The sequence below is a fragment of the Rhizobacter sp. genome (assembly GCF_035702065.1).
Taxonomy (GTDB): Bacteria; Pseudomonadota; Gammaproteobacteria; order Burkholderiales; family Burkholderiaceae_C; genus Rhizobacter.
The window spans coordinates 1-6,898 of the sequence record NZ_DASSRA010000432.1; the positions used below are offsets into that span (position 1 = coordinate 1).

The following is a 6,898-nucleotide window of genomic DNA, read 5'->3' on the forward strand; positions in this document are numbered from 1 at the left end:
CCGAGCGGCCCCTACAAGGGCTTCCTGGCCAGCTCGCTGATGCCGCTGTCGCGCACCCAGGAAGGCGGCGCGATGATGGTCGTCGACGCGTTCAACTACTCCGAGAACAACACCCGCGCCTTCACTTCGGTGCCCACCAACGGTGGCCAGAGCTCGATCACCGCGCAGGCTCTGAACGACGGCATGGGCCTGTCCGAATACGGCCGCGTCACCACACCGTACCCGCTGTGGGATGGCACCAACCGCATCCTGCTGTCCTACCGCCCGTGTGAAGTCACGCGCAACGGCGTGGTGGTGTCCTGCGCCACGCTGACCGCTGAAGAGAAGGCCCGCGTGGGCAACCGCAACCGCATGGCCGCCGACGTGGCCGCCGATCCGCTGCGCGACAACGCACCGGCCGCCTACGCCGTCTACATGTTCAACCCCGCCAACCAGACCTGGCGCATCGTGGCCGCGCCGCCGAGCGGCTTCATGTACACCGACCCGATCCCGCTGCAGGCCCGTGCCGAACCGAATGCCGCGCAGCCGACCGCCGTTGACAGCGCCCTGGCGGCCCAGGGTCTGGCCCTGATCGAAGTGCGCAGCGTGTATGACACCGACGGCCTGGGCCGCATGAGCGAAAGCATGCTGGCTGCCGCCGACCTTCCGGCCGGCTGCACCCGAGGCATCGCCATGACCACGCCGCCGGTCGAGCCCAACGAGACCCGTACCTCGGTGGCTGACATCGTGCGCATGAAGGACCCCGCCGACCCGGCCTACAAGTGCTCGCCGGTTCGCTTCGTGCGGGTCATGCGCGCCGTGGCGCCGCCCTCGGGCATGACCGGCCTGCGCAACTCGATCGGCGAAACCGACTTCGAGCAGCAGCAGATCCTGGGCTATGCCCCGATCGAGCCCGATGGCTCGTTCAAGCTGCACGTGCCGGCTGACACGCCGATCGCGCTGTCGGTCATCGACCACAAGGGCCGAGCCATCCAGACGCACACCAACTGGATCCAGGTGCGCCCGGGCGAGCGCCGCACCTGCGACGGCTGCCACAGCCCGCGCCGCGGCGCCTCGCTGAACTCCGGCACCATCGTCAACACCATGCCGGCGGCGCTCGTGGCCTCGCTGCGCAACGACCACCAGTCGGGTGAGACCATGGCCGCGACCCGCACCCGCCAGAACGCCGCGCTGCTGGCCCTGTCGGCCGACCCGTCGTTCACCGACGCATGGGCCGACCCGGCGCAGGCTCGCCCCGACTACCTGGTCCGCTACACCGGCAACACCAACCCGGCCGACAACCTGGCCACGCTCGCTCCCGCCACCACCGGTGTCAAGCGCGGCGTCATCAACTTCCGCGACCACATCGCGCCGCTGTTCACCCGCTCGCGCCCCGTGGCCGGCGGTGGCGACAACCAGTGCACGACCTGCCACGCCGACCCGGCCAAGCTGGACCTGCGCGACACCACCTCGGGCACCGGCCGTGTGACCTCGTACGAAGAACTCGTGCTCGGAGACCCGGTGATCGACGCGACCACCGGCCTGCCGCAGTTCCGCATCGAAGACGGTGAGCCCATGATCGTGCGCGGCGCCGCGCTGGTGGAAACCAGCTCCAGCTTCGCCAACTCGGCCGGTGGTGCGCGCAAGAGCCGCCTGACCGAAATCATGTTCGGCGAAACCCTCTTGGCCGGCACTGCCGCGACCACCGCCCACCCGAACCCGCCCGGCACCGCCCCCAACCACGCCACCATGCTCAACGCCGCCGAAAAGCGCCTGCTGACCGAGTGGATGGACCTGGGTGGCCAGTACTACAACGACCCGTTCGACCCGGCCGGCGGCGTGCGCGCCTTCACCGGCCTGAGCGAAACCGTGTTCGAGACGCAGATCCAACCGATCCTGCGTTCCACCTGCGCGGCCAGCTGCCACCAGGCCATCGGCGGCGACGCCACCACCCCGGCCGGCGCCTCGTTCCGCAACAACCGCTTCGTGCTGACCGGCAGCGCCGAGGGCGACTACGGGGTCACGCTGTCGATGATCTCCAACACCTGCAATGCCGCGTCGAACTACCTGTTGAGCCGCCCGTCCAGCACGACGGCGCACCCGACGACGGGCACACCCGCTGCGGCGATCCTGCCGGTGGGCAGCCCGGCGTACAACACAATCGCGGCCTGGATCGCCACTGGATGTTGATGACGACGAACGAAGCAACGAAAGGGCCACGACGGCGCATCGCCCCCACGCTCAACCGCTGGGCAGGTGCATGTGCCGCCGTGCTGGGCCTCGCCACCGGCTGCGGTGGCGGTGGCCCCCTCGGCAACCCGCCGAACATCACCAATGAGGCAAGCGAGGGAGGGCAGAAGCTCTCCTTCGCCTATTTCCAGCGCTGCATCAACCCGATCTTTCTCGAGTTGTTGCCCATCGTTGGCACGCAGGCCACCAACACCTGCGCCGGCTCCGGTTGCCATGACAATGCCAACGGCACGGGGGGTGCCTTCCGGGTGATCCCCTCCGCAGCATCGCAGCCCGTGCCCACGACCCCGGCGGCTGCCGACGCCGTGCGCAGTACCGACATGTACAAGAACTTCTACTCGGCGCAGGGCGAGGTGGTGATGAACAACGTGTCGCAGAGCCGACTGATCACCAAGCCGCGGGTGCAGGGTGTCCTGCATGGCGGCGGCCTGATCTTCGAGAGCGACAGCGATCCGCACGTGGTGCTGATGCGCTACTGGATGAGCCACCCAGCGCCTGCCGGGCAGGATGAATTCAGCACCGACCCGGGCAACGGAACCTGCAGCACCCAATGAATCTGTCGTTCGCGGGCCTGAGGGCAGGGTGGGGAAGTGGCGTGCGCGGGCTGGCGCGTGCCGCTGCGGCGTTGCTGTTGCTGGCCGCCGTGTGCGGCGCGGCGCCGGCGCGTGCCGCCGACGAGCCGCTCGAACGCCTGACGGTTGCCGACCCGTATCTGGAGATGCACACCGGCCCGGGCCGCGGCTACCCGGTGTTCTTCGTGGTGGAGCGCGGCGACTGGATCGAGATCGAGTCGCGCCACACCGACTGGTTCAAGGTGCGCAGCTCCACTGGCAAGGAAGGCTGGGTGGTGCGCCGCCAGCTCGAAGCCACGCTCACCGCGGCAGGCAGCCTCAAGACCTTCCGCGACATCGCACTCGACGACTATCTCAGCCGCAAGCTCGAGATGGGCTTCGCCTGGGGCCAGTTCAAGTCGGAGCCCATGTTCAAGGTCTGGAGCGGTTACCGCTTCACCGACACGCTGTCGCTCGAGGCCACCATCGGCCAGGTGCAGGGCGTGTACTCGGGCACCGAGTTCTGGCACGTCAACGTCAACAGCGAGCCGTGGTCGCACAAGCGCCTGTCGCCGTTCTTCGGCATCGGCGTGGGCAAGTTCAAGAACATCCCCAACGACAGCCTCGTGAGCGACCAGACCACCAACGTCAACATGGCGGTCGGCACCGTCGGCGTGCGCTACCACCTGAGCGAGCGCTTCGTCGCGCGCATGGACTACAGCTTCTACACCGCCTTCCTCTCCGACACCCGCTCGGGCGAATACCGCGCCTGGACCGCCGGGCTCTCGTTCTTCTTCTGACGGCGACGACGCACATGCACACCAAGCCATTTGCCCACCTCCTGCTGACCGGCGCCCTGCTCGCGGCCGCGCTCAGCGCCCGTGCTGCCGACGAGCCGGCGCCCGCCGCCCCCAAGGACCCGAAGCCCGCCAACGAGCAGGTCATCGTGCCCGAGGTCGACCGGCGCGACGTGAAGGTGCCCAAGATCCCGTCCAACGACTTCGAGATCGGCCTCTTCGTGGGCACCTACGCCACGCAGAACTTCGGCTCCAGCCTGGTCAGCGGCGTGCGCCTGGGCTACCACATCACCGAGGACTTCTTCGTCGAAGGCGCCTACGGCCAGACCAAGGTAAGTGACGAGAACTTCCGCCAGATCCTGCCCGGCGGCATCTTCGCCTCGCAGGAAGAAACGTTGAAGTACTACAACATCTCGATCGGCTGGAACATGCTGCCGGGCGAGGTCTTCATCGGCCGCAACACCGCCAAGGCCTCGGCGCTGTACCTCATCGGCGGCGCGGGCAACACCGACTTCGCCAACCAGCGCAAGCAGACCTTCAACATCGGCTTCGGCGCGCGTGTCTTCATCAACAACTGGTCGGCCTTCCAGCTCGATGTGCGAGACCACTTCTTCACCCTCGACTTCCTGGGCAAGAGCCAGAACACCCAGAACCTCGAGATGACCATGGGCGCGACCTTCTTCTTCTGACCGGTGCATTCGTCATGACGACCCCTTTCAACCCCTTCCTCCGTCGCGCCGCCCGTGCGTTGATCGCCACGCTGCTGGCCACAGGCGCCACGCTGGCCGCCGCCGCCACGGCCGTCGGCACGGTGGCGCCCGACTTCACGCTGCGCTCGCTGAGCGGCCCCAACCTGCGCCTGCAGGAGCTGCGCGGCCAGGTCGTGCTGGTCAACTTCTGGGCCACCTGGTGCGGCCCCTGCCGCAAGGAGATGCCGCATCTCAACCGCATCGCCGACAAGTACAAGAGCTCGGGCCTGGTGCTGCTGGGCGTGAACATCGACGACGACGTGCGCAATGCTGCCGATGTGGCCGCCAAGCTGGGCGTCAGGTTCCCCGTGCTGCTCGACACCGACAAGAAGGTCAGCCGCCTGTACGACCTGAACAGCATGCCCTCCACGCTCGTGATCGACCGCAGCGGCAAGGTGCGCTACGTGCACCGGGGCTATCAAGACGGCTACGAGGATCTGTACGACAAGCAGATCCGCGACCTGCTGAAGGAATGACGCCCATGCTGCACCTGCTTCCCGCCCGGGGGCGCATCGCCGTGTCTGTGCTGTGTTCGCTGCTGAGCGCGCTGCTGTTCACTGGCTGCAGCTCCATCGAGCCCTGGGTCAAGCCTTACGAGCGCGAGCGCCTCGCGGCGCCGATCATGCAGGTCTCGCGCGATGCGCTCTCGTCCAAGCACTTCGAGCACGTGCGCGAGGTGCGTGAGGGTGCCCGCGGGGCCACCGGCGTGCAAGGGGGCGGCTGTGGCTGCAACTAAGTTTTGGCGCCCTGCGGTGCAGGTCTGGCGCAACCTGTTGCGCCTGCTCGCCCACCTGCGCCGTCATCGTTCGCACACCGTGCGGGCCGCCGGCTTGCTGGGTGGTGCGGTCGGCGGTGCGCTGGCCGGCGGTGCCGCCCATGCGGCGCCCAACCTGCCCGAAGACCGTGCCGACGTGATGTACCACCGCTACGAGGCCGATGGCCTCACCGCCGCCGGCCCGGCGCTGCTGGTGCGCAAGAAGGTCAACGAGAACCTGTCGCTGTCGGGCACCTACTACGTCGACATGGTCAGCAACGCCTCGATCGACGTGGTGACCACCGCCAGCCCTTACAAGGAAACACGCAACGAGTACGGCCTGGGTTTCGACTACATCGTGCGCGATGCCACGCTGAGCGTGAGCACCTCGCAGAGCAAGGAGCCCGACTACATCGCCAACACGACGAGCATCGACGTCGCGCAGGAAGTGTTCGGCGGCATGACCACCATCAGCCTGGGTTTCACGCGCGGGCACGACGATGTCGGCCGCAAGGGCGAGGGCTTCATCGACAGCGCCACGCACTGGCGCTACCGCTTCGGCGTGACCCAGATCCTCACGCCCACCTGGCTGATGAGCGCCAATGTGGAGGCGGTGTCCGACGACGGCTTCCTCGGCAGCCCCTACCGCGCGGCGCGCGCTTTCGGCACCACCGTGCCCGAGAACAACCCGCGCACCCGCAGCAGCCGCGCCTTCAAGCTGCAGGCCATCGGCGAAGTGACGCCGGGCAATGCGATACGTGCTGGCTACCGCTACTTCTGGGACAACTGGGACATCCGTGCCCACACCCTCGACGGCGGCTACAGCCGCCAGTTCGGCGAGCGCTGGCTGGTCGACTGGTACGGGCGCTACTACACGCAGAGCAAGGCGCTGTTCTACAGCGACAACGCGACCAGCGACATGACCTACATCTCGCGCAATCGCCAGCTGAGCACCTACAAGACCATGAGCCTGGGCGCCAAGATGGCCTACACCGCCAAGCAGGTGCCGGGCAGCTACGAGGTGCGCCTCAACGCCGCCTACGAGTACATCCAGTTCAAGTACTCCGATTTCACCGACATCCGCGACGGCAAGCCCTACGAGCACAACGCCAACGTGCTGCAGCTGTTCGCGACGATCACATTCTGATGAAGGCCAGCCGTATGTTCCTCGATCAATGCCGCCAATGGGTCGCCGCCGGTCTGCTGCTCGCTGCCTCGGCGGCTTGGGCCGCCGACGCCCCCGCTGGGGCTGCCAGCGCACCGGTTGCCGCTGCACCGGCCGCAGCCGCCAGCGCACCAGTTCCCGCGGCCGCCGGCGCACCCGCCACCGCCGCCTCGGCCGCCAGCCTCGACACCCGCGTGCAAGAAGCCAAGGGCGACGTGATCCGCCTCAACCGCGACCTGCTGGTGCTCGAAGAAGAGCTGCTGTTCCCGGCCAACACGCAGGTGGCGGTGTTCCTCTCGATGGACGTGGGCAAGCTCTTCGAGCTGGGCTCGGTGCAGGTCAAGCTCGACGACAAGGTCGTCGCCAACTACCTCTACACCGAAGCCGAGGTGAAGGCCTTGCACCGTGGTGGCGTGCAGCGCATGTACCTGGGCAACCTGAAGGCTGGCTCGCACGAACTGGTGGCACTGTTCACCGGCGGTGGCCCGCACTTCCGCGATTACAAGCGCGGTGCCAACATCAAGTTCGACAAGGGCACCGAGCCCAAGTACATCGAGCTGCAGATCAAGGACTCCACCGGCAAGCTGCAGCCGGAGTTCGTGGTCAAGGTCTGGCAGTAAACGCACCGACGACACAAGAGACGACACGCCTTC

Annotated in this window: 8 protein-coding genes; all 8 read left to right on the forward strand. The window is 67.4% G+C overall.

All coding sequences use genetic code 11. The annotated features are described in order from the left end of the window. A partial coding sequence (locus VFL64_RS19035; RefSeq protein WP_489541956.1) for an HzsA-related protein occupies positions 1-2,169 on the forward strand: 2,169 nt, incomplete at its 5' end. Further along, complete coding sequence (locus VFL64_RS19040) at positions 2,169-2,783, forward strand: hypothetical protein (RefSeq protein WP_489541957.1); 615 nt, start codon at positions 2,169-2,171, stop codon at positions 2,781-2,783. The genes VFL64_RS19035 and VFL64_RS19040, both read left to right, overlap by 1 nt. Beyond that, positions 2,780-3,580, forward strand: a complete 801-nt coding sequence (locus tag VFL64_RS19045; protein ID WP_489541958.1) for an SH3 domain-containing protein — start codon at positions 2,780-2,782, stop codon at positions 3,578-3,580. The genes VFL64_RS19040 and VFL64_RS19045 overlap by 4 nt, the downstream gene beginning before the upstream one ends. 14 nt (positions 3,581-3,594) lie before the next feature. Continuing rightward, the gene (locus tag VFL64_RS19050) at positions 3,595-4,266 is read left to right on the forward strand and encodes an outer membrane beta-barrel domain-containing protein (RefSeq protein WP_489541959.1); all 672 of its coding nucleotides are present in this window, start codon (positions 3,595-3,597) and stop codon (positions 4,264-4,266) included. Positions 4,267-4,280: 14 nt separating this feature from the next. Then, positions 4,281-4,802, forward strand: coding sequence for a TlpA family protein disulfide reductase (locus VFL64_RS19055; RefSeq protein WP_489541960.1), 522 nt, complete (start codon positions 4,281-4,283; stop codon positions 4,800-4,802). Between the two features lie 5 nt (positions 4,803-4,807). Beyond that, a complete protein-coding gene (locus VFL64_RS19060; protein ID WP_489541961.1) occupies positions 4,808-5,062 on the forward strand; it encodes a DUF4266 domain-containing protein in 255 nt (84 codons plus the stop codon). Between the two features lie 16 nt (positions 5,063-5,078). Next, positions 5,079-6,227 (forward strand): DUF3570 domain-containing protein, encoded by a 1,149-nt coding sequence (locus VFL64_RS19065; RefSeq protein WP_489541962.1) that lies wholly within the window; start codon positions 5,079-5,081, stop codon positions 6,225-6,227. After that, complete coding sequence (locus VFL64_RS19070; protein WP_489541963.1) at positions 6,227-6,865, forward strand: AraC family transcriptional regulator; 639 nt, start codon at positions 6,227-6,229, stop codon at positions 6,863-6,865. Before VFL64_RS19065 ends, VFL64_RS19070 begins: the two co-directional genes overlap by 1 nt. The last annotated feature ends 33 nt before the right edge of the window (positions 6,866-6,898 follow it).

Coding starts and splice junctions, on each gene's coding strand:
- VFL64_RS19040 (WP_489541957.1), top strand. CDS start 2,169: ATGACGACGAACGAAGCAACGAAAGGGCCACGACGGCGCATCGCCCCC.
- VFL64_RS19045 (WP_489541958.1), top strand. CDS start 2,780: ATGAATCTGTCGTTCGCGGGCCTGAGGGCAGGGTGGGGAAGTGGCGTG.
- VFL64_RS19050 (WP_489541959.1), top strand. CDS start 3,595: ATGCACACCAAGCCATTTGCCCACCTCCTGCTGACCGGCGCCCTGCTC.
- VFL64_RS19055 (WP_489541960.1), top strand. CDS start 4,281: ATGACGACCCCTTTCAACCCCTTCCTCCGTCGCGCCGCCCGTGCGTTG.
- VFL64_RS19060 (WP_489541961.1), top strand. CDS start 4,808: ATGCTGCACCTGCTTCCCGCCCGGGGGCGCATCGCCGTGTCTGTGCTG.
- VFL64_RS19070 (WP_489541963.1), top strand. CDS start 6,227: ATGAAGGCCAGCCGTATGTTCCTCGATCAATGCCGCCAATGGGTCGCC.